Consider the following 24,840-nt stretch of genomic DNA (forward strand, 5'->3'; position numbering starts at 1 on the left):
GTATCTTATTTGTGTACAATTCGTTTTATTTTTCCATATATTGTTTTGATTTTAGTTAGTTTTATATATTTTCAAATTAAACTTAAGATTATAGTAAATTTTTTTTGCTATGTTTCTAATTGGGCATAAAGGGGGTGAAAACGATTATAGATAATAGATTGTTATTCGCATTAATTATTTCAATATTGCTTGTATTTTCTGTAGGCAGTGTTTTTGCAGGAGATAATGAAACAATATCTGATGTGGTGAGTACTCCATGTGAGTTAGAAGAAACAACATTGTATTCGAATGTTGGCGATGTCCAGGCTTCTCAATCAGGTGCGGAAATATTGGGGGCAAGTAATACAATTAATGTTCACGTTTATGATTCTTATAATGAAACTGGCAAAACATGGACGGAGGATGGTATTAAGTTAGGTGGAGCAACGGTTAAATTATTTGATTCTTCAAATAACTTGATTTCTACTAAAACTACAAATAAAGATGGTATTGTATCATTTACTGGATTAGGTTCATTAAAGTATAATTTAGAATTTTCTTATTCAACTTATAAATCTTTTAAGATATTTAATGTTGATTTTACTAAGTATAGTGGAACTCTTGATATGGATGATGTAATGTTTGTTCCCGACATATTGTTATTGGTAGATTATTCCTCTCATAATGAGAAAGTGGACCTGTTGATGAATATGTCCAGGCGTATTGCATATATTAGTACTACTAATTTTGATGAATCAAGGGCATGGTTAGCTGGATATGCTAATTATATTCATATTGATATGTTTGCTGAAAATTCCGCATATAATAAATTTACAGCATCCTATCTTAAACAGTTATTAGCTAATTCTCCTGCGAATAAAAATTATAGGGTTGCTTATACATTTGGTGTTTATTCACAAGAAATCCTAAATGCAACTGGTTTGCATATAATTGGAGCAAGTGAATCTAATAATACTTATGATACTATTGAAAATACATATATTGGGTCATATTTCCAATCAGAGGATATAAAGGATTCTGAAGTTTTAATAAGTAATATGGATAATTATTTCAAGTATGTTCGTCATTTAATCGAACCATCAAAATATTCTAATCCTACTTTAAATGATAATGGACTTCCTTTAATGAGTCCGGAATGCGGTTTTTATCATCCTGATTTAGGAAGGTATACACTTGTACCGGAACCAAGCTTAATTAATAAGTGGATTACAACAAATCCTGGTTATACTAAAACTTCAGATGGTAGTTTGAATTGGATGAAAGAAAACTATGAAAACTGGGTTGAAACTACTTTGGATCCAAAAGAGTTATTCAGTAAATTCGAAAAAGATTTTAAGAATAATATATCTTATAATCAAAAATTTATAGCTATTGTCACTTACTATTGTGGTGGAGATGTTGTTGATGCTCTAATTAGAGGTTATCAGGAAAGCGGTAGGCCTGCTTTTAATTTATTTAAAACAAGTACAAATCCTTCTGCTTCTTCAATTCTAAATAGAATTGTAAAGTGTTCTAAAATTGGCATCTCATCAGTAACTTCATTATATAGTTGGTCTTTAAGTTATGCAAATGGTTCAGCGGAATCAGATTTATCCGAAATCGATTTATCAGTTTTAAAAGGTGTTAATGAAATATCTGAATACAGTTATAACTCTGAATTGGGTCCTCAAGTTGAATGGACTTATGCCGTTACCTATCCAAGTTTTGAAGGGGTTTTTGGTCCTGTAATCTTATCATATGTAGATGGCGCTGGAAAAACTCATGTTATTCAATCCGGTGTAGATAAAATGGTAAAATTAAGCTGTGGTTGGGCGGATTTAAAAGATTTAAATAACTCTGATAAAACTATAGCTATTGTATTGTATAATTATCCTCCAGGTAAAGCAGAAATTGGTGCATCCTACTTGAATGTAACTCAGTCCACATATGATTTAATTGTCAAATTATATGAGGCAGGCTATGATACTGGAGGGGACATTAGGAAAAAACTAAATGCCAGTCAACTTGAAGAAATTATCTTTTCAATGGGTAATAAAGGTTCATGGGCATACGGTCTTCTTAAAGATTATGTTGAAAACAATTATGGGTCACTAGTTGAACATAATCAGTTAATTTCAACAAAAGTTTTCCGTAATTTGATTAAAGATATTCCAACTAACTTAATTAAAAACATGACAGACTACTGGGGTTCAGGTTTAGGTCCGTCAATGGTTTATAATGGTGCTAATGAACAATATATGGTTGTTCCAGGAATATGGTTCGGTAAGGTATTTATCACATTCCAACCAAGTAGAGGCTGGGAAGAATTGAAAACAATAGAGAATTACCATGATTTAACTTTGCCGCCAACACAATACTATGTATCTTTCTATAAATGGTTAGATAAGATAGCTAAAGTAAATGCAATTGTCAATATGGGGACTCATGGAACTCTGGAATGGTTGCCGGGTACTAATTTAGGTGCTGTTGCAGGGGATTGGACTTTTGAGTTAACTTTAAACCCTACATTGTATCCTTATATTGTATCTAACCCTGGAGAAGCTATGGTTGCACGTGATAGGATTGCAGCATTGTTGATTACTCACATGACTCCTGCTATGGTTTCATCAGGTTTATATGGCAATTATACAGTATTAAATAATTATATTACATACTATAAAGATCAAGTAAATCTTAATGTAAGTTCTAATGCAGAAGAGTATAAACAAAAAATCATTAAACTGGCTCCTTCTCTAGGTTTTAGAAAATTTATAGAGTCTAATGAAACATTCCAAAAATGGATGGATGATTTGCATTTATATCTTGAAGATATGGAAGATGATTTCATCACTTACGGTTTACATTCTTTAGGTAAAATATTAACCGGCAATGAACTCATTGAAGAGGTTATTACAATTACAACTTCTCAAACTAAGATTTATAATCAAATCATGGAATTCCTATATCCTGAATTTAAAGGATTGAATTTCAATGAGGACATTTCAGGTAGTTTAAATTATTTAGTTCAAGCTAATGTGATAAAACAATTCTTGAGAAATTTCATAACCGATTTAGTTAACGGTTCTTCAATTGAGGATTTAACTGTTAAATATAATATTGTAAAAAATTCTGCATTATACAACTCAACATTATATGCTGAGCAAGTTATTATTAAAATCCAAAACAACAATGAATGGAACGCTATTTTAACCGCTCTTCGAGGAGGATATGTTTCATCAGGGTTATTTGCAGACCCATCTTATGGTGATTCAATTCCAACAGGTCATGATGGATATGCATCTGATCCAACAAGAATGCCTTCAGAGTCAGCATATCAATCAGCTGTCAAAATCGTTGATTTGTTACTTTCCCAATACTATGAAAAACATGGCCGCTGGCCGGAATTAACTTCATTAATCTTATGGGGTACAGAAATTTCAAGAACAGAAGGTATTGGAATTGCGGAATTCTTATATTTCCTTGGTTGTAAACCAGTATGGGAAAGTAATGGTAAAGTTACAGGTGTTGAAAAACTTCCGTTAAGTTCACTTACTGTTAAATTATCTAATGGGACAGTTGTAAACAGACCTAGAATTGACGTATTTGCAAGTATAGTTACAAGCAATAAAGATTGGCTTTCATGGATGTTACAAGCGGTAAAACTCGCTGCTTTTGCAGAAGGTGAAAACGAAGCAAACAATTTTGTTAAAAAACACTATGCAGAAAATCCTTCACTTGATAGATTATTTGGTCTTCCGGGTAATGTATTGGAAGGAACTGGTATGTCTACTCTTATTCCAAACACTGCTGACTGGAATAAAAGTACTCTTAATCAATTTGCAATGGATGTTTATCTTTCAAGAGTTTCTTATTCATGGACTCTTGATGAAAAGGGTAATATTGTAATTACCAATCAAAAAGCAAACTTCATTTATTTGCTTAATAAGACTGAGTTAATTACACAGAATTTTGACAGTACTTGGAGATTATTAGATTCAGATGATTACTATGATTGGTTTGGAGGATTATACAATGCAGCTACTATATTGAGACTACAATCAGGTCAGTCAAGACCGGATACTGCATTTGTCGATATAAGAAATAAAAATAAGTATGTTGCAAGAACCTATGAAGATGAAGTTGAGTTCGAAATTCGATCAATGCTTTTAAACCCTAAATATTACGCCCCTCTTATTAATGGTGGGGGTACTGGAATGAACTCTTATGCATCAAGAATCCAGAATATGTTTGGAGGTTTAACAATAAGCAATGGTAAACTTGAAAAAGAATTGGGTAATCAATTAGCCGGCACTTTGTTAGGTATGAAGGGAAGTATTAATGGAGCAACAACTTCTGCAGGTTATCAAACTTCTCTTGCATGGATGGTTTATCTTGCAAATCAAGGAACTTGGGCTGCTGACAAAAGCACTGTTCAAAAATTAGCTGATGAATATATGCGACAAGTAATCAAGTATGGTGTAGCATGTTGTCACCACACATGTAAAAACCTTGCATTTAATTCTAAGATTATTCAACAAAGTTCATTAACTTCAGCTCAAAAACAAAAATTTGCAGAAATATTGGCTCATGCAACAAATACCGATCCATTATATCAAATGGTTGATGAAAAGAGCAATGGTGCAAATTCAGATCATAAAGGTTCAAATAATGGTAAAACTGGTAAAGATGATTCTAATGCAAAAAAATTAGTTAACAAAACTTCTGATGATGCATCAAGTAACAGGAATGGTGGAAAGACCGCTTTTGGTATAGATGCTTCACAATCTGGTGATGCAAAAACCACTGCCGAATCTCAAAGTTCACAGTCTTCCTCCTCTGATGCTAGTTCTGGAGACTCTGGTGCTAATGCATATGAGGTATCTGAAAAATCTGCAGCTAAATCAGCTAGTGCAGTTGAATCTAGTATGCCAATATTTGTCATTGTTGCTGTAATCATTTTAATTGCAATATTCTTAGTTGGATATTGGAGAAATGATGAAGATGAAGATGATGATTACTAATCATCAACTTTTTTTTATTTTTTTAAATTTTAGAAATTTTTAAATATATTTTATTTCCAAACATAATAATATGCTAGATTATTTTTAAAATAATCTTGAATTCAATGTAGCGAGGCAGAATATGTTTAAAAAAATTAATATGATATTGATTTTATTACTATTATTGGTATCTATCACTGCTGTTAGTGCTAGCGATGATTTAAATGATACTGTAAGTAGTGATGAATCTATTGAATTGTCTACATCAGATAATAGTGATGTAGTTAGTGAAGAAGTTTTAACTTCAAATTCTCACACGGTTACTCCTACTACGTATAAGAATTATTTTGAGAATGGGGTATTAATTTCAACTTCTGTTAATGAAGGTGATACTCTCAATATTGACGGTGTTTTTTCAAATAAGACATTTTCCTTTAAAAAACAAGTAAATGTTGTAGGATCAAGCACAAATGTTCTTAAAAATTGTATTTTCATGTTCTATAACGGAGCATCTGGAAGTACAATTTCTAATTTAAATATTAATAATTCTGAGGATTACAAGTGTGGTGTGTTTTTAAATGGTGCAAGTAATTGTGTTATAAGTGGATGTACAATTAAAAATAATGGTATGTCTTCTTATGCTATTGGTATTGGAAATAATGCAAATCATAATAATGTTACGGATAATAAATTAACAACCTTCGGAATTACTTATGGTCATGGAACAAGGTCTGCACCTCCACTGGTCATAAGTGGATCTCATTATAATTATATAGCAAATAATAAGATAATTTGTGATGATGCAAATGGAATTTATCTATCTAGTTATCCTGGAGGATATTTTAATGGAGGTCATTCTAATTTTAATATAATTTATAATAATTCTATAAAATACAACGTATTGCCTACTTCTTGGAGTTACGGTATTCAAATTATGGGTTCTAATAATACAATAAACTCTAATAGGGTTATTGGAGCATATAGGGGAATTTCAACTTCAGGAACTGGAAATATAATTATAAATAATAAAATTATTAACCTCACAGGGGCTGATTTCAATAATCCTTCAGTTGAAATTGGGGGAGAATATGGTATTGTAGCTGCTCTTTATTCCACTGTTATTAACAATACAATTAAAAATGCAAAGATCATCCCAACAGGTTCAGGTATTTCAGCTTTAGATTATTCTATTATTAAAAATAATACCGTAGAGGTAATATCTCAAGGAACTGGTATTTATCCTTGCGGATCTTATATTAACATTGAAGATAATTTCATTTCAACTATTTCTGGTGCAGGAGTATTATTCAATACTCATTCTTTTAATTTAACAGTAGATAATAATACTATATATAGTCACTATGGTGTATGTGTTTTAATTCAAAAAATGAGTGTTCATAAAATGCCTGGAAATATTACAATTATAAATAATTATGTTTCAACTAATAATACTTATTCAATTGATGCAAGAGATGCAGATGCATCTGAATATTATAGGATTGAAGATAATAGCGGTCCTAAAGGCACAGGTATTGTTGCAACACCAGAAGGATCATATGATCCATCAAAACCCCAATACAAATTTAATGGGACTCACTATATAATTAATAATTCTAATTATGATGAATACATTAGTGCTAATGGTTATTTGTCTGCTACTATTAAAGATGGGGATACTTTACACTTTGAGGGTACTTTTTCAAATAAAACTATTTTCATTAATTCCGCAGTTAAAATAACCGGTAAAAACCCAATTTTTCACAATGTCAAATTTAAAATTTACTCGAATGGTGTTTGGATGGAAAATTTAACTATCCGAAACGATAAAGTTTCAAATGGTTGGGGAGTTTTAGTTTACCGGGCCGTTGGTGCTACAATCACTAACTGTAGCATTGATGTTTATGATAAAAATGCAGCTTATGCTATTTATGTAATTGAATCTATTTATGTTGATATAATTGGAAATAAACTTTCATCTTCAGGTAATTATTTAACTTATACTCTACTTGCTTATACTGCGGAAGATTGTAGATTTATAAATAATACTATCTTTACCAATGGAACTTCCGAAGTCTACATTAGTGGTGGGGGAGTATGTACTTCCGGAAATGAAACCTGCACTTCTGGTGGTGAGATTCCAGGTTCTGGTAATGGTTCTTGTACTTCTGGTAATGAAGTCTGCACCAGTGGAAACACTTTAAATGGAACTTATGTTTTAGCTGAAGTTTACAGGACTTATGGTATCTTAACGGCTTTTTCATCAAATAATATCATTTCTGGAAATAATGTAACTGTTACTTCAAAATTAAACCAAACATATAACAAAACTAATTCTACAAATTCACTTGTAGGTATTGATTTATATTACAACACTCACAATAATACTGTTTCAAATAATAATATCTATATCTATGGATATGATAATTACATTTATGGTGTTGGGGTTTTAGGTTCTCAAACTGGAGCTGAGGCTCCAATTGGCCAAGATGCATCAAATAACCAATTCATTAATAACAATATTCGTTTAAATGGTACTTATTGTGTTGAAGGAATAATAATTGGTGATAAATCTAAAAACACTACTATAATAGGCAATATTGTAAATGCCCGAGCAGATTGTGTTATATATGGTATTAATTTAGAAATGTCTCAAGGATCCACTATCAAAAAAAACATTTTAACATTAAATTCACAAATGGTTTATGGGATAGATGTTTATTCTTCTAATTATAACATAATTAATAATAATACCTTTGAAATTAACGCCAAACAATCATATGGTTCAAGAATTGTTAAAGCACAAAATAATAAATTAACCTCAAATATTATTTTTGTTAATGCAACTGGTGATGAAATCAATTTTATAAACTTTGATCCAACAGGGACTGGAACTGCAGGAGTCTATCTTAAATTAAATTCATCTTATAATAATATTTCTGAAAATAATATCACTTCCAAATTTGGTTATGCAGTTATTATTGATGATATTGCCATTGATAATGTAATTTATTCTAATTATCTTGACAGTGAAAATGGTATTGGAAATTATGCAGTAAATACTACAGTTAATAATACTGTTGATAAAAATTATAAGTATTTAGTAACTGGAACCCTCTCTGATATAGTTATAAAATATTTGGAGAAGGGAACATTTGTATTTACAACTACTGATGTTGGTTTAGAGGGAGCTAATGTTACATTTAGTTCTATGAATGGTGAAATTCAACAAGTTGTAATCAAAAATGGCACTGCAACACTTAATTATACCTTCATCGATTATACTCCGGCTACATATTTGATTCATGCTAATGTATTTAAAGAAAATTATAAATACACTGAATTCGAATCAACCTTAGAAATAAGAAAAGGTGATTTAACTGTACATGTTGATAATGTTACCGGAGCTATTGCAAGAAATGCAATATTTGTAGCAACTCTTGTAGATATTTTGGGAAATCCTGTTAGCGGAATAACAGTTGAATTTAATGTTGTGGATGATGGGTTTTATAGTTATTTAGGAAAAGTTGTTAGTGATGTTAACGGTAAAGCTATTTTAACTGCTGAAATTCCTCAAATTTACAGTGATAATCCTAAAATACTTGTAGAAATTAAAAATCCCGATTATTTTGAAACAGTTACTGCTAATGCTAATTTAACTGCATATAGGCTTATTTCAACAAGCATTACAATTAATTCAAAGGTTTATCCAGGGGGTATTTTAGCCACATTAAAAGATCAAAACGGTAGTGTCATGTCTAATAAAAAAGTCATTGTCATGGTGGCTGGTACTACTTACCCTTTAACTACTAATTCTGCCGGTCAAATTAGTTTACCTCCAATTTCAAGAGGAAATTATAGAGTTCACGTGTCTTATGCTGGGGATGATGCTTATTATGGATCTAAAAGCACAGCAGATGTTACTGTAATGCCTGCAATTACTGGAAATAAAAATTATGCTGTTTACTATGGCAATACTATTACTTATAAGCTTCGCATTATGGATTCTAAAGGCAAATATGTTGGAGCAGGTCATATTGTAAAAGTTAAAGTTAATGGTATAACATACAATCTTAAAACTGATAAAAGGGGATATGTTTCCAAATCTTTAAAACTGAACGCAGGATCTTATAAAATAACTGCCGAGTATCATGGTGATAAAGTTTCCAATGAATTAAAAATCAAACCAACATTAATCACTAAAAACATAGTTACGAAAAAAGCTAAAAAAATTAAATTTTCAGTTAAATTGGTCAATAAGAATGGCAAGGCATTAAAATAAAAAAATCACCATCAAATTTAAAGGAAAAACATACAAAGTGAAAACCAATAAAAAGGGTATTGTTATGTTGTCCCTTAAAAAATTAAAAGTGGGTAAATATAAAATTATTTCAAAATATGGTAAATGTAAAATATCTAATACGATTACTATTAAAAGATAAAGGTATTTAACATTTATTTTACTTTTTTTTCAATTTTTATTTAATAAAATTTAAATATGTTATTAAACTTAATCTTAAGTGTAGTCGTTAATTTATTAAATTTAGTTGACTATTGAACATTTGAATTAATTAATTTATAAGAGGTGTAATTATTAAAGGAAAAAACATATTTATTTCATTAATTTTGCTTTCTATCGTATTATTCTCTGCTAGTGTGGCTTTTGCTGCCGATGATGGGAATATTACTGCTAGCCAAGTAAATGATGAAATATCTACAGATAATGAAGTTCTAACTATTGATGAAGGTAGTTGTGAACTTGAAAGTGATAATGGTGGCATTCTTCAAGATAATGGTAGTATCTCTGATAGTAATGTGGTAACTAATGATACATTTTATAATTACTTTGATGAAGATGGGGTATTAACTTCTAATGCTACTGAATTAATTTTTGAAGGTGATTTTAGTAATATTGGTGTATATTGCATCACTATTGCAAAATCTGTTACCTTCACTGGACGTAATGCCACATTTAATAACATAGCATTCATCATTAAAGAAAACAATGTTGTAATTGATGGCTTTAATTTGAATATGAATAGTAATATGTATTTAGTTAATGTAAAAAATGTAGATGATGTTACAATTTCTAATAATGTAATTAATTTTCTATCATTAAAATCTATGGATAGTTTTGCAATATTAGCAAAGAATATAACTACATTAAATCTTTTAAAAAATACTATCACTTATGTTGGAACTACTGAAGGAGCTAATATAAACAATGCTGTCCGTGTTGAAGGCGGAAGAAATGTCACTATGTCGGATAATGTTTATAATATTATCATGCCTTCAGTTGATGTAAAATATGATTTGAATTATAATCTTGAAGCTTTTAGTGAGGGTATTGTATTTCTTACATGTGAAAATGTAACTTTGACCAGAAATAATATAAAACTCAATTATAGTGGAATTTCTGGATCTTCGGATACTATTTATGTGGTAACTATTGGCAATGCTAATATGAATTATACTGATTTTACTTTTCCGAATGTTTGTAAAAATGTTGTAGTTAGTGATAATAACATCACTGCTAACGGTCATGGGTATATTTATAGTATGTCAATAGTTGCAGATGAATTTGAATTAACTAATAATAATTTCGATATTACTGCTGAAGCAAATTATGCAAATGCTATTGCTGTCGGAGGACCTTCTTCTAATGGGAAAGTTTCTGGAAATGTAATTGAAATAACTGCACCTAACGTAGTGTATGGTATTTATGCCTATCAACTGATGGGACCTATTGAAAATGTTACTTATTCAGATAATATAATCACCGGTAATGCTTATGCTGCTTGTGGGTTTGAAATTGTCATGAAGAATCCTGTAATATCTGACAATAAAATTACTTTAAATGGTAATCACACTGTTGCTATTGTTGCAAATTCTTTAGATGAAGGAACTATCTCTGGAAACCAAATCAATAGCTTAGGTTCCAATATTGGTAATCAAAGTACTGGAGATTCCATGATACATATGGAAAGTGCAGGGATTAGTGTTAAAGGAGATTGGGATATTTCTGATAACTCTATAAATTCTACTTCTATTGGTGTTAATTTAATTCTAGGTGGCGACATTGATTTGGAAGACAATGTAATTAATGTTATTGCTAAAGGCGAAACTGATAATTATGCAGTATATGCTAAAGGCATGGATGAATTGACCATGAGCGGCAATATTGTGAATTTTGTAGGGAATGTAAATGAAAACATCACCAGCAATGGAATATATGTCTTTAGTAGTAATGGGGTTCACATTTTTGACAACGAATTAAATTTAAATTTAGTTTCTGCTTTCGTTCCTTGGATTGAAGAGCCTCCAGGCTCTTGGAATTATGTACGTCATGCTAAGTCTAGTGGAATTGTTGTCGTAAATTCTGAAGATGTTATTTTTGCTTCTAATAATGTTACTACAACTTTTGTTGATGTTGTTGGTAATTCAGATACTATTTATGTTTTAGATTTCACTGATACGGGTAATGCGATAATTAAGAATAATAATATTAATTCTTTGGGAAATACTTACATTTATGGCATTATTATTGAGGCAGATAATTTTACTATTAGCTTTAATAATATAACCTCTTCTGCTAATTATTATGCTGATGGTATTGATATTGAAGGCGGTTATGGTAATGTTGAATCCAACGTAATCACTGTCAATGCTAATAATTCTACTTATGGTATTTACTCTGGTATGGGTGGTAAAAGCGTTTCTGTTAACATTACCCATAATAAAATTCATGGCAATGCTTATTATGTTGTAGGTATTGAAGTAGGTGGAGATGAAGCACTTATTGATAACAATATTATTTATGTAACTGGAAATCACACTATTGGTATTGGATCTAAGGTTGATGAGATAAATATAACTAACAATAACATTACTTCCGAAGCTTCAAATGAAGGTAATTTATCAATTTTGGATTCCATGGGAACTGATACTGTAGGTGTTAAAATTGCTGCTGGAAATGCTACAATTGCAAACAACACCATTCAAACTTCAGGGGATTATGCAGTTAACTTAAACGGCAATAATGCAACCATTTCAAATAATTACTTAACTGGTAAAAAAGGTGTAGGTTCTAATTCTGTTGCTAATGCGGGACCTTCAACTGTCATTACTGATTCAAGTCCTAAATATAAAGTAATTATTTCAGTTATGGATTACAATACTGTTTATAATAGTGGTCTTATCTATTATGCGATTTTATCAGATGAAAATGGAGATCCTATTAAAAATGCAACTGTTTTCTTATCTGCTGGGTTAAACAAGATAAATACAACAACCGATAATTCAGGTGTTGCAGCATTTGAAGTATCTGCTTGGGATGTTGGCAAATACAATGTATATGTCACCTATTTTGGTAATGAAACCTACGGCCCTAAATCTGTTAAAGGTCACATTAATATTGAAAAAAGATTATCTGAAATTGCAGGAGTTAGTTCCAAAACTGTTTTATTGACTGCAATTAAATCTGGATCTTATTACGACATAACATTAAAAGATGATATGGGCAATCCTTTAGCTAATAAAGAAGTGACTATCACATTCAATGGTAAAACTCAAACTGGAATTACCAATTCTGCAGGAGTCGTTAAATTTAGACTGGCTGCAACTAAAACAGGAACTCAAAAGTTAGTTGTTAAATTTAACAGTGATAGTAATTATGTAGCTTCTACACTTACTGCTACAGTTAAAATCACCAAAGAAGCAACTAAATTAACTGCTAATAAGAAAGCTTTCAAGGCTAAGAAAACCAAAAAATACAATATTGTTCTAAAAGACAGTAAGAAAAAAGGCATTAACAAAGTTAAAGTTACCTTAAAAATCAAAGACAAAATCTACAATGCAAAAACTAATTCCAAAGGTAATGCAGTCTTTAAGATTAAATTAACTAAAAAAGGCACATACACAGCTAAAGTTAAATTTGCAGGTAACTCTTATTACAAAGCAGCAAGTAAAAAAGTTAAAATTACTATCAAATAGAGATTTTTCAATCTCTATTGTTTTTTTTATTTTTTCAAGTATCACTTGATTCATTGTTGTCAAGGTTCATTAAGAAATCATATTTCTTTTCATTGGTTGTATTGATTTAACCAGTCGTTTTCTTGATTATTTTAAGACTAACATTGTCTAAAAACTCCTTAATTCTACACATCCTCTAAAATTAATTAGGTTATGTATATCACAGGAAATGCAATGCATATTTTAAAAAGCATCCTATCAAATTATTAAATTATCAATAAATAATTTCAATGTAAAAATAAGTTAGGTATAGTTTAATTAACTATAGTTTCAATAAAAATAGGTGGAGTAAATTAGTAAAAACTAACTTACTTCATAGCATCTTTAACTCTATCAAAGAGTCCTTTTTCAATATGTTTAATCTCTTCTCCGCTGACTTCAGCGAATTCTTCAAGTAATTCTTTTTGTTTTGAGTTCAGTTTTTTAGGAACAACGACCTTAACAGTTACATACATATTTCCTCTACTGGAATGTCTAACAGAGTTCATACCTTGTCCTCTTAATTTGTAAACCGTTTCGCTTTGTGTTCCAGGTGTAATTTTGAATTCAACTTCTTTTCCCTCAATAGTCGGAATGCTTATAACATCACCTAATGCTGCTTGTGGGAAACTTACTTGTTGTTCTAGGTATAAGTGATCTCCTTCACGGATGAATTTTTCATGTTTTTTAACATGTATAGTTACTATTAAATCACCTTCAAGACCAGCGGCTTCACCACAGTTACCCTCACCGGATACTCTTAAGTGGTTTCCTTCATCAACACCATTTGGAATTTCGATTTTAATAGTTTTTGTTTTTCTTTTACTTCCTTTACCTTGACAGTCTTCACATGGATCGGTAATTATCTTACCGGTTCCGCCACATTTTCTACATGGTTTAACATTAACCATTTGACCTAAGAATGTGTTGCTAACTTCTTTAATTTGACCTGTTCCTCCGCATACGCTACAAGTTACGGGATCAGATCCGGGTTTTGATTTAGAACCATGACATGTTGGACATAATTCACTTCTTGTAATTTTAATTTCTTTTTCGCATCCATTAAATGCTTCTTCAAGAGTGATTGGAACTTCAGTGTAAATGTCTGAACCTCTTTGAGGGCCTGTTCTTCCTCTTGAGCGGGATCCTCCACCAAATCCAAACATATCAAATATGTTTCCAATATCAAATCCTTGGAATATGTCTTCGAAGTTCACGTTTTGATAGAAGTCTTCAGCGGTAAATCCGTCCATTCCAGCATGACCAAATTGATCATATCTTTGACGTTTTTCATCATCGGACAAGACAGCATAAGCTTCACTTACCTCTTTAAATTTATCTTCAGCTCCTTCCTCGTCACAAACGTCTGGATGGTATTTTCTGGCTAAGTTACGATAAGCTTTTTTTATTGTTTTTTCATCAGCATTTTTATCTACTCCGAGAACTTCATAATAGTCACGCTTGTCTGCCATTTATTCACCTTAAAAAATAATTATAAAAAATAATAAGTTAGAAGAAATAATAGTTTTATCTAAAATGTTAGTTTATTACTGATTGATTCTGATTTTGTTTATAACCTAACAATCTCAATAAAACCGTATTATTTATTCTAATCGTCTTTTACTTCATAGTCTGCATCAATTGTGTCATCATCACCATTGTTAGCACCAGCATTAGGGTCAGCTCCTGCTTGTTGTTGAGCTTGTGCTTCTGCTTGTGCTTGTTGGTAAATTTTAGCACCAATCTCTTGAATTAGATTAGATAATTCATCAGACTTTGCTTTAATGGCATCAACATCATCGCCAGCTATAAATTCTCTTAATTCAGCTACAAGTCCTTCGACTTTAGTTTTTTCATCTTCAGATACTTGATCTTTGAGTTCATCTAAAGTTTTTTCTGAAGTGTAAATTAATGAGTCTGCATTATTTCTGATTTCTATTTCTTCTTGTCTTTTCTTGTCTGCTTCAGCATTCATTTCTGCTTCTTTGATTTTCTGTTCGATTTCTTCATCGGACAATTTGGTGGAGGAGGTAATGGTAATAGCTTGCTCTTTACCGGTTCCTTTATCTTTAGCAGTTACATTAATAATACCATTTGCGTCAATATCAAAGGTTACTTCAATTTGCGGAATGCCTCTTGGTGCAGGTGGGATGCCTATAAGTTGGAAACGTCCGAGAGAGGTATTGTCAGCCGCCATTTTTCTTTCCCCTTGCAATACATTAATATCTACTGAAGGCTGGTTATCTGCAGCAGTGGAGAATACTTGGCTTTTTTTGGTAGGAATAGTGGTGTTTCTTTCAATTAAAGTAGTGGATACTCCACCTAAGGTTTCAATACCTAAGGATAATGGAGTCACGTCCAATAATACGATATCTTTAATTTCACCAGCTAATACTCCTCCTTGAATAGCTGCACCCATAGATACACATTCCATTGGATCAATACCACGTTCGACTGTTTTTCCTATGAATTTTTCGACGAATTTTTGTACAATTGGCATTCTGGTAGGTCCACCAACTAAGATGATTTTATCAATTTCGGATTTGGTCATTTTTGCATCATCTAATGCTTGTTGCATTGGTTTACCTGATTTTTCGACAATTGAATCAACGAGCTCTTCTAATTTTGCTCTTGTAAGTGAGATAATTAAGTTTTTAGGAGCTCCATCACTTCCCATTGCAATGAATGGCAAGTTTATTTCAGTGGTTGTGGTAGTGGATAATTCTATTTTCGCTTTTTCAGCAGCTTCTCTTAATCTTTGCACGGATTGATCATTATCCATTAAGTCAATACCTTCTTTTGTTTTAAATTCATCAGCTAAGTATTTGATTAATACGTTATCCATATCGGTACCACCGAGTTGGGTGTCTCCACTAGTGGATTTTACTTCAAATACTCCTCCACCGAACTCCATAATAGTCACGTCTAAGGTACCTCCGCCTAAGTCGTATACCATAATATTCATGTCATCGTCTTCGGATTTATCAAGACCATATGCAAGGCTTGCTGCGGTTGGTTCGTTTACGAGTCTTACAACATCAAGTCCAGCAATAGTTCCTGCGTCTTTTGTTGCGGTTCTTTGGTTGTCGTCAAAGTAAGCAGGTACTGTAATTACAGCTTTTTCTATAGGTTCTCCGAGGAAGGTTTCTGCATCTTTTTTAATTTTTTGTAAGATAAATGCGGAAATTTCTTGTGGGGAATATTGTTTTCCGTTTACAGTAACTTTGTAATCAGTACCCATACTTCTTTTAATTGCACTGATTGTATTTTCAGGGTTTGTTACTGCTTGTCTTCTTGCTGGTTCACCAACTAACATTTGACCTTCTTCGGTAAATGCAACATAACTTGGGAATGATTTACCATATTGACTTGCACCTTCTGCAGATGGGATTGTAGTAGGTTTACCACCTACGAGCACAGATGCTGCAGAGTTACTTGTACCGAGATCAATTCCAATAATTTTTTCTTTTTTAGTATCAGACATAATTATCACCTTATTTTTTTTCAATATATTATTTAATAAACATTATTTTTTACAAACTATAACTTTTGAATATTTAAGAACCTTGTCTTTATACATATATCCTTTCATCAACTCTTCAATAATGTATTCATTTTCAACATCGTCGGATTCTTGCACCATCAATGCTTCATGTTTGTTTAAGTCGAATTTTTCACCATTTGTGGGAATTTCACTAACTCCTTCTTTTTTCAAAACATCACTGAATTTATTATATATGAGTTCTACACCATTTCTTAAATCTTCATCTTTTTCAGTTTCTAAAGCTCTTCCAAAGTCTTCATAGCAATCAAGAAATGATTTTATAACATTTTCATTTGCGAATTTTATTAAATCTTGATTTCTTTTGTCAGTAATTTTTTTGAAATTTTCAAAATCCGCTTGAAGTCTTTGTGATAGCGAGATATATTCTTGAGTTTCATTTTCGGATTTTTCAAGATTTTTTTCGAGCTTTTCAATTTCTTCATCTTTTGAAGTTAACTTTTCAAGAAGTTCTTCATATTTTTCCTGAATATCTTCGTCTTTAACTTCAGTTTTGCCTTTATTTTCGTCAGTCATCTTGACACCTTATTTAGGTTTTTAGAAAAACCAATGTAATAACTCTTAACCGAGAAGTTATTCTTATGATTCTTTAATATTGGTTTTTGGGAATTTATGGACATATAGGAAAATGGTTCATCAAATAAGAGTTATTACCTTAAGTTTTTCTGAACCAAATATTAAAGTAACCAAAAGTTATCTTTCTCTTACATTATTATAGTAACAAAAAGTTATATAAAGGTTTCGATACAGAAAGTATAATCATGAATAATACAAACGACATTGAGAAAAATGAAAGAACTCGCAGAAATGTCGAAATGCCTAAAGGTCACATAGAATTAAGAACTAACTACAATGGCCCTGCTGAAGACATGGATGTGGAAGATATCCTTGATGTAATGGGTTGTAAAACTAGAAGAGATATTATAAATCTTTTAAGAGAAGAACCTATGTTTGTAAGTGAAATTTCCAATGAACTGGACATTGGTCAAAAAGCTATTATTGCGCACCTTCGTGCAATGGAAGATATAGGTATCTTAAATTCTTCTTATAGAAAGATTTTAAGAGGTCGTCCACGTAAATACTACGATTTACAAAATGAAGTTAACATACATATTACGATTAATAGAAACAACTTCGATGTACAACTTACAGATGACATGCTCAATACATTACAACTACCATCTGGGGACGAATGGTCTAAATTATTAGACATTGAAAAAAGAATCGATGACGGTCAACTCGAAGCAATTGACGAGTTGAAAAATCAAATCAGATTATATGGCAATCTTTTAGAAAGAGCGGAATATATTCTTGAGAGAACCATGAAAACTAAATAATATTGTTTGAATTAATTTTCAAACTTTTTTACATTTTTTTAGCCACAATACTTTGACCTAAAGATACAGATCCATCTCCGGCACAGGTATTCGTGTGTTGAATGAAATTAAAACCATTTTTTTCAATGCAATTTTTAACTTGATCGGTAATGGCTTCATTATAAAATACTCCTCCGGTGGCTCCAATATCGGCGATATTCTTTTTATCGGATGCTTGAATTGCAAGTTCGCTTAAGCCATTTGCCACAGCAATTTGACCTGCAGATGCAACATCAGCCTTTTTTTCTCCACTTTGGTATAATCTTACAACTTCACGTAAAATTTCAGTTGTGTTCAATTGATTATTTTCGATTATCACAGGGATTTCTAGCTTTTTGGTTGAGTAATATGCAGCCGATTCAAGTTTCATTGAGCATTCTCCTTCATAGGTACGCTCATGACAAATTTCCAAGGCCACAGCCATTGAATCAAGCACTCTGCCTGTACTTGTGCTTACTCCTACATTGATTCCAGCTTCAATTTGTTTTTTAATGTTTTTAATCTCAATTTCGCCATATCTGAAATAATCAGCATACTTTTTTATTAGCTCATCATCTTTTAAGATACCTGCAAGCATTCTTACAGGATATTTTGTTGCAGCATCTCCACCGGGCATTAGCTGAGGCTCTAAATTGCCCATTCTTTCAAACGAGTTAATATCTGTGTAAAGTATTTCTCCTCCCCAGCTAGTTGAATCGCTTCCATATCCCACTCCATCAGCAGCAATGCTAATCAGCTCATCAATTCCATGGTCATTGGCAAGTGCTGCTGAATGTGCATGATGGTGTTGCACTGGCAGGACTTCTGCACCATACTTTTGAGATAATTCATGTGCTAAACGTGTAGTAAAAAAATGAGGATGCATATCACAGGCAATCACATCAAATTCATTGATTTTTAGAATTCTTTCCATATTGCTAATTGCGGTTTTTAAAAATTCTAATGTTTTTGGTTTGTTTGCATTTCCAATGTGTTGTGAAGGATATGCTTTATTTCCTTTAGCTATTGAAAATGTCACATCAAGTTCAGGGCCCAGTGCAAGCACATCCAAATCATTAGTTTCATAACTGATTGTATAGGGTTCTGGAGTGTATCCGCGTGATCGTCTAATAAAGGATAACTCGTCATTTCTAAATCTGATTACAGAGTCATCACATCTGTTTAGGATTTTACGATTATGGATGAGGGAATATTCATTAACGCCTGTAATTATCTCAGCGTTGTCAATCACCATTGGTTCACCTGGAATATTGGCTGATGTCATAACTAATGTGTCAATATTGCTTTCATCAAATAATAAGTAATGCATTGGTGAGTAGGGAAGCATCACTCCAATATTGTGCAGACCGGGTGATAAGCTTTCAGGGAAGTTATAATTTTCATTTTTCTTTAAAATAACAATAGGTCTTTTATTGGAGGTTAATGTTTCGATTTCTCGTTTGGATAGTTGGGCATATTCTTTCAAGCTTTCTAAATCTTTACACATTACTGCAAACGCTTGACTTGGCCGGTTCAGACGTTTTCTCAATTCATTTATTGCTTCATCGTTATAAGCATCAACTGCTAGATGTGTTCCTCCAATACCTTTAATTGCAAGTATTTCTCCATCACTTAAGATTTCTGCACCTTTTTTAATAGGATTTTCAACATTTAGTTTTTCATTTCCTTTATAGATGACCATTTGAGGTCCGCAATCACCACAACAAATAGCTTCACCATGATACCGTCTATCTAAGGGTTGCCCGTATTCACTTAGGCAATTTTCACATAATGGAAATTCCTCCATGGAGGTTCTAATTCTATCATAAGGCACACTTTCAATAACTGTAAATCTGGGTCCGCAATCTGTACATGCATTAAATGGATATTTATAGCGCCTATCATTAGGATCTCTAATTTCTTCCAGACATCTGTCACATATTGCAATGTCTGGAGGTATTACACTAGCTCCTGAATAGGAATCTTCACTTTCAATTATTTCAAAATCAGAATAATTTTCCACTTCAACTTCACTAACTTTCATTGAATCAATTTTTGCAATTGGGGGTAATTCAAGTGGAAGTCTCTTTGCAAAATTAAGGGCATTTTCACCCTCAACTGTGATTTCAACCACATTTCCAAGGTTTCTAACATATCCTTTTAGATTTAAGTCAGCCGCTAGCCTATATACATATGGTCTAAATCCCACTCCTTGGACAATACCTTCAGTTAAAATCTTTAATGCCTTCATTAAATTATAATATTGTAAGTTAAATTTTATATAATTTTATCTTATATATTATATTATGAAAGATATTCTTGAAAAATTAGCTAATGGCCAACTTGACATTGACCAAGCAGAACAACTTCTAAAAGCGGATAATATTTTAGAATTTGATGATATTGCTAAGTTTGATATTAAACGCAGTGAGAGAACAGGTTTTCCAGAAGCAATATTTTCTCCAAGTAAAGATTATGACGATTTAATTACAATAATCAAAAATTTCCTTAAAAAAAGTGATGATGACTTGATAATTACAAAATTGTCATCTGAGAGGTATGAAAAGATAGAAAGGGATTTAGGCGAAAATTCATATATTTTTGACTATAACGGACGAGCTCACATTTTAATAATTAGAAAAGAAATAACAAAAAAAGATCCTATTGCAAAAATTGGCATTATAACTGCCGGAACATCTGACATTAATATTGCAGAAGAAGCCCGTGTAATAGTTGAAGAAGGAGGATGTGAATCAATTACCTCTTATGATATTGGTGTTGCAGGAATCCATAGGCTTTTCCCTCAAATTGCATATATGGTTGGTCAGGGCGTTAGGGCATTTATAGTTTGTGCTGGAATGGAAGGGGCGTTGCCTTCTGTTGTTGCGGGCCTTGTAGATGTGCCTGTAATTGCCGTTCCAACTTCTGTAGGTTATGGTGTTGGAGAAGGTGGAAGGGTAGCTCTAGATGCAATGCTTCAATCATGTGCTCCTGGAATTGCAGTTGTAAATATCGATAATGGATTTGGCGCTGGAGTATTCGCATTAACAATTGTAAATAGTGATTAAATGAAATATGAAATTTTTAATCCTGAAATACATGATGTATCTAAAGTAGCTAAGCTAGTTTATGATGTTGACTTTAGAACATTTGACATGCTTTTTAAAAGTTCTGATGGCGCTATCAACTCCATTTCTAAAAGCTTACAAGATGAAGATCTAGAAACATTCCTTGTAATATTAAATGATGATGAGATTATAGGTATTTTGATTTACTATGTAAATAAATTTCCAAAGCATTTCAATTTCAAATCTCTAAGGTTATTAATTGTAGATATCCTAGATTACTTTGTTTTATGTGACGTCAAACCTGGAGATTTATATGTAGCTGAGCTGGCAATCGACAATAGTTTAAGGGGCCAAGGTTTAGGTAGAAAAGTTTTAGTTGATGTAATCAATTGGGCTCGTGATGAAGATTTAAATAGAGTGCTTTTGGATGCTGACTTTAGAAATAATGGAGCTTACAGGCTTTATGAAAAAATGGGGTTTAAAGAATTCAATAAAAAAAGAGTTAAATTCCTCAATTTTGAAAGAGGAATGCGCAATATGGAATATAATTTAAAATGATTATCCTTTATTTTGTTTGAAATCGAATTTAATTTGTTCGATAATAAAGTTCATCGCATTTTCTTTACTGGTTTCATTAGTAAAATGTTCAAGCTTCATCGAGAATGTATGATTGCACTTATCAAAGTATGCTATTGCATTGTCCTTTTCGTCTTTAGACGATTGGTTTTCATATTCAATCATACTTAAATTTTTGTTTGTAAAATTCTTCTTAATAATTATGTCATCTTGCTGAGTTAATGATTTCAGTTTCTTATTATATTCTTCATTGTTATTGGTCACTTCTTCTAAACATTTAATGCGAATAACTTCATTTGTTTTTTTATTATGGAATACACAATATCTGCTGCCGTCATCAGTTGTGATATATCCTGGAGGCAATGTTACTGCAACATCACTAATCACAGAAACTGCATTGCCTACACTGGTAGAGTTACTGACAACAAGGTACATACATCCTAATCCTGCAAGTAATACAATAATAATTCCAATCCAACGTTTATCCATAATTCTGCCTCAGGTTATTTTTTATTTTTCTTTTTTTTCTTATTTTTTTGTCTGCCTTCAGCATTTTCGACATATGCATCACAAACTTCATCAGCAGGACCTTCCATGACAAGTTTTCCATTATCAATCCAAATACACTTGTCACAGATTTTTCTAATTTGACTGATAGAATGTGAAACGAGCAATACTGTCACTCCTTCAGCCATAAGTTCATTAATTTTCTCAGAACTTTTCTTTCTAAATTTAATATCTCCAACAGATAAAATTTCATCTACAATCAATATGTCTGGTTGTATGAGAGTGGCTATTGAAAAACCTAATTTAGCTCTCATACCTGAGGAGTAATTCTTAACTGGGTAATTGATAAATTCACCAAGTTCTGAAAACTCTACAATCTCATCATATTTTTCATCAAGTAGCTTTTTGTCCATGCTTAAAAAAGCACCATTTAAGTAAATATTGTTTTTTCCAGTGTAGTTCTTATCAAAGCCAGCACTCAACTCCAATAATGGGGCAACTTTACCGTTGATTCGTATTTTTCCATATGTAGGTTCATATATTCCGGATAATATTTTTAAAAGTGTACTTTTTCCAGCTCCATTAAATCCCAGAATTCCAAGCTTATCCCCTTTATAAATTTCAAAACTGATATCATCTAAGACTCTAATTTTCTCTTTTTCTTCTTTATTGCGTTTAATAGTTCGGATAACATACTCTTTCAAGGTATCAATTTTATCTTTAGTGATTTTAAACTCCATTGATATATGTTCAACTTTAACCGCAACATTATCATCAAGTTTTTCAGTGGTATTATCAGAGTCATTGGAGAGTATATTAATTTTATTTTTTATTTTTCCTATAATGCCCATAATAACACCTTATAATTCTAAAACTAATTTTTTATCATAGATATTAAATAATAATATTCCTATTCCTAATGTAGTAAATGCAAATGCCCCTAAATAAAGTATCATTGTGAAATCAGGTATTGCTCCGTATACGCATTGTCTAAAACAGGACATTGCACAATAAACGGGATTCAGAGTAAATATGAACTGTACTTGTGAAGGAACAATCTCGATTGGATAAAACATTGCAGATGCATATAATAATACTAAAGTAAATACGTTGTACAGGTATCCGATATCTGTGAAATAAGTATTGCAAACTGCTAATATAAGCCCAACTCCAAATACCAATACCACTAAAAAAGAAAGAGGAATTATAGTGTATATTAATGTTATATGGAAAGGTGCTCCGGTAATTAGCATAACTCCAAACAATATCACGAAAGATATTAAAAAGTTAACAAATTCATAACAAACAGAACTAATAGGGAACATCAGTTTTGGAACATAAATCTTTTTTAATAAATTAGCATCCTTTCTAATTGAGTTCATAGCTCCTTTAGTCCCATGGTTGTAAAAATCAAATGCCAATCTTCCTGCTAAATAGTAAACAGGATAGTTTTGAATATTTCTTCCAAACAGCATGGAAAAGATTAATGTAAATACTAACATAGTTAAGAGAGGATTGAAAAAACTCCATAAAATTCCTAAAACGGAATCTTTATATTTTGAAGTTAAATTCTTTTTAACTAGCTCTGTTAGCAAAAATTTTTTTTCCGAATTTGTGTCAAACATAGTAATAACCAATATGTTTTCAATTATCTAAAATTATGTTAAAAATTATTTATAAATTTTTACTCACTTCCGCCTTCTAGCAAACTCTTCATAGATTTCATCAAGTTCTATTCCTTTATGAACTAAAAGCAATAAAGTGTGGAAGATTAAATCAACGGATTCATAAACTAAATTTTCATCGTTTTTAGAAGCTATTATTACTTCTCCAGCTTCTTCAGCGATTTTTTCTAATATCTTATCTTCAGCTTTTTTATCACTATCTTTCATGATATTAGATGTATAAGAATCAATAGGATTGTCTCTTCTTGATTGTAAAACTTCATAAACTTCTCTTATGATTTCATCATTATTCATCATCATCACCGTTTGATTCTTGATCTTGCATACTTTCAGTAATTGCAATTAATGGATGTTTATCATCGTCAATAATTTCAATATCATCAAATGTTTTAATACCTGCTTTATCAGCAGTTTTTTCCATACCTAATTTGATATCTTTGCCTAAATCAACAACATAAGAGTCAACAGTTTCATAACCTCTTTGGACTGAAGCTACTGCTCTGTGATGCCCATCAACTAAAATCCATCTATCATCAGTTTTAACAACAATTGCAGGTTCGGCCAATCCTTTTTCCAACTCATAAGCTCTTCCTTCAAGTTCATCTGCATAAACTCTGTCTTGTGTAGGCCTTAATTTTTTAGTTTCAACAGGCATATGTTTCAAGGTAGTTTTAATGCCATATAATTGTTCCATAGTCTTTTTAAAGTATTCCACTTTATTTGGTGTGGATCTTTCAATATGTGACCTGACCATATCAGTATTTGTAATAATGCCAACTAATGCTCCATCAGCATCTACAACAGGCATTCTTGAAATGCCCTTTCTAAACATTACTCTAGAAGCATCGTTTATTGATAAATCTTGATTAGCGACAACTAGGTTAGTACTCATTATTCCTGAAACTGTGTCTGCCCATTCCTTTGCCACAACATCAAATGCAGTTACCATTCCCACCAGTTTATTGTTTTTAACAACAGGGTAACTGTTGTGGTGACTTTCTTTCATTAAATCTATTATTTTGTCAGTTTCAGTGTCTGGAGAAACAGAAATTACATCTCGGGTCATATAATCTTTTACAAAAGACTTTTTCTCTGCCATAT

15 protein-coding genes are annotated in these 24,840 nt (G+C 31.7%); 6 read left to right on the plus strand and 9 right to left on the minus strand.

Annotated features, from left to right (window positions below; translation table 11 throughout):
• Positions 1–134 precede the first annotated feature (134 nt).
• The 3 genes from Q9968_RS06475 (at position 135) to Q9968_RS06485 (ending at position 12,968) form a co-directional block, all read left to right on the plus strand.
• Positions 135–5,000, plus strand: a complete 4,866-nt coding sequence (locus Q9968_RS06475) for a cobaltochelatase subunit CobN (protein ID WP_305514647.1) — start codon at positions 135–137, stop codon at positions 4,998–5,000.
• A gap of 121 nt (positions 5,001–5,121) precedes the next feature.
• Positions 5,122–9,258 carry a right-handed parallel beta-helix repeat-containing protein gene (locus Q9968_RS06480; RefSeq protein ID WP_305514648.1) on the plus strand — a complete coding sequence of 1,379 codons (4,137 nt, stop codon included), beginning with the start codon at positions 5,122–5,124 and terminating at the stop codon, positions 9,256–9,258.
• A gap of 344 nt (positions 9,259–9,602) precedes the next feature.
• Positions 9,603–12,968: a hypothetical protein gene (locus tag Q9968_RS06485; protein ID WP_305514650.1), complete on the plus strand. Its 3,366-nt coding sequence runs from the start codon at positions 9,603–9,605 to the stop codon at positions 12,966–12,968.
• Positions 12,969–13,315: 347 nt separating this feature from the next.
• Here the strand turns inward: Q9968_RS06485 and dnaJ are convergent, their stop codons facing one another.
• From dnaJ to Q9968_RS06500, 3 genes are all read right to left on the minus strand, one after another.
• Entirely contained in the window at positions 13,316–14,458 is a 1,143-nt protein-coding gene (dnaJ, locus tag Q9968_RS06490; RefSeq protein WP_305514652.1) for a molecular chaperone DnaJ, read from the minus strand.
• Positions 14,459–14,595: 137 nt separating this feature from the next.
• The gene (dnaK, locus tag Q9968_RS06495; protein ID WP_305514653.1) at positions 14,596–16,470 is read right to left on the minus strand and encodes a molecular chaperone DnaK; all 1,875 of its coding nucleotides are present in this window, start codon (positions 16,468–16,470) and stop codon (positions 14,596–14,598) included.
• A 42-nt stretch (positions 16,471–16,512) separates the two neighbouring features.
• Entirely contained in the window at positions 16,513–17,064 is a 552-nt protein-coding gene (locus tag Q9968_RS06500) for a nucleotide exchange factor GrpE (RefSeq protein ID WP_305514655.1), read from the minus strand.
• Positions 17,065–17,309: 245 nt separating this feature from the next.
• Between Q9968_RS06500 and Q9968_RS06505 the strand changes: the two genes are divergently transcribed.
• Entirely contained in the window at positions 17,310–17,885 is a 576-nt protein-coding gene (locus Q9968_RS06505; RefSeq protein ID WP_305514657.1) for an ArsR family transcriptional regulator, read from the plus strand.
• 28 nt (positions 17,886–17,913) lie between these two features.
• Here the strand turns inward: Q9968_RS06505 and hypF are convergent, their stop codons facing one another.
• Positions 17,914–20,154, minus strand: a complete 2,241-nt coding sequence (gene hypF / locus Q9968_RS06510; RefSeq protein WP_305514659.1) for a carbamoyltransferase HypF — start codon at positions 20,152–20,154, stop codon at positions 17,914–17,916.
• Positions 20,155–20,209: 55 nt separating this feature from the next.
• Between hypF and larB the strand changes: the two genes are divergently transcribed.
• Together larB and Q9968_RS06520 are read left to right on the plus strand one after the other, a co-directional pair.
• Positions 20,210–20,971, plus strand: coding sequence for a nickel pincer cofactor biosynthesis protein LarB (larB, locus tag Q9968_RS06515; RefSeq protein WP_305514661.1), 762 nt, complete (start codon positions 20,210–20,212; stop codon positions 20,969–20,971).
• Complete coding sequence (locus Q9968_RS06520; protein ID WP_305514663.1) at positions 20,972–21,529, plus strand: GNAT family N-acetyltransferase; 558 nt, start codon at positions 20,972–20,974, stop codon at positions 21,527–21,529. It abuts the gene before it with no gap.
• Here the strand turns inward: Q9968_RS06520 and Q9968_RS06525 are convergent, their stop codons facing one another.
• The 5 genes from Q9968_RS06525 to Q9968_RS06545 all read right to left on the minus strand — a co-directional run bounded on the left by Q9968_RS06525 (position 21,530) and on the right by Q9968_RS06545 (position 24,838).
• A complete protein-coding gene (locus tag Q9968_RS06525) occupies positions 21,530–22,036 on the minus strand; it encodes a hypothetical protein (protein WP_305514665.1) in 507 nt (168 codons plus the stop codon).
• 14 nt (positions 22,037–22,050) lie between these two features.
• Positions 22,051–22,905 carry an ABC transporter ATP-binding protein gene (locus Q9968_RS06530; RefSeq protein ID WP_305514667.1) on the minus strand — a complete coding sequence of 285 codons (855 nt, stop codon included), beginning with the start codon at positions 22,903–22,905 and terminating at the stop codon, positions 22,051–22,053.
• Between the two features lie 9 nt (positions 22,906–22,914).
• Entirely contained in the window at positions 22,915–23,679 is a 765-nt protein-coding gene (locus Q9968_RS06535; protein ID WP_305514669.1) for an ABC transporter permease, read from the minus strand.
• A 63-nt stretch (positions 23,680–23,742) separates the two neighbouring features.
• Positions 23,743–24,033, minus strand: a complete 291-nt coding sequence (gene hisE, locus Q9968_RS06540; protein ID WP_305514671.1) for a phosphoribosyl-ATP diphosphatase — start codon at positions 24,031–24,033, stop codon at positions 23,743–23,745.
• A complete protein-coding gene (locus Q9968_RS06545; RefSeq protein WP_305514673.1) occupies positions 24,026–24,838 on the minus strand; it encodes a CBS domain-containing protein in 813 nt (270 codons plus the stop codon). The genes hisE and Q9968_RS06545 overlap by 8 nt, the downstream gene beginning before the upstream one ends.
• Between the last annotated feature and the right edge of the window lie 2 nt (positions 24,839–24,840).

It is taken from the genome of Methanobrevibacter sp. V14 (assembly GCF_963082475.1).
In the GTDB taxonomy this organism is placed as follows: Archaea; Methanobacteriota; Methanobacteria; order Methanobacteriales; family Methanobacteriaceae; genus Methanocatella.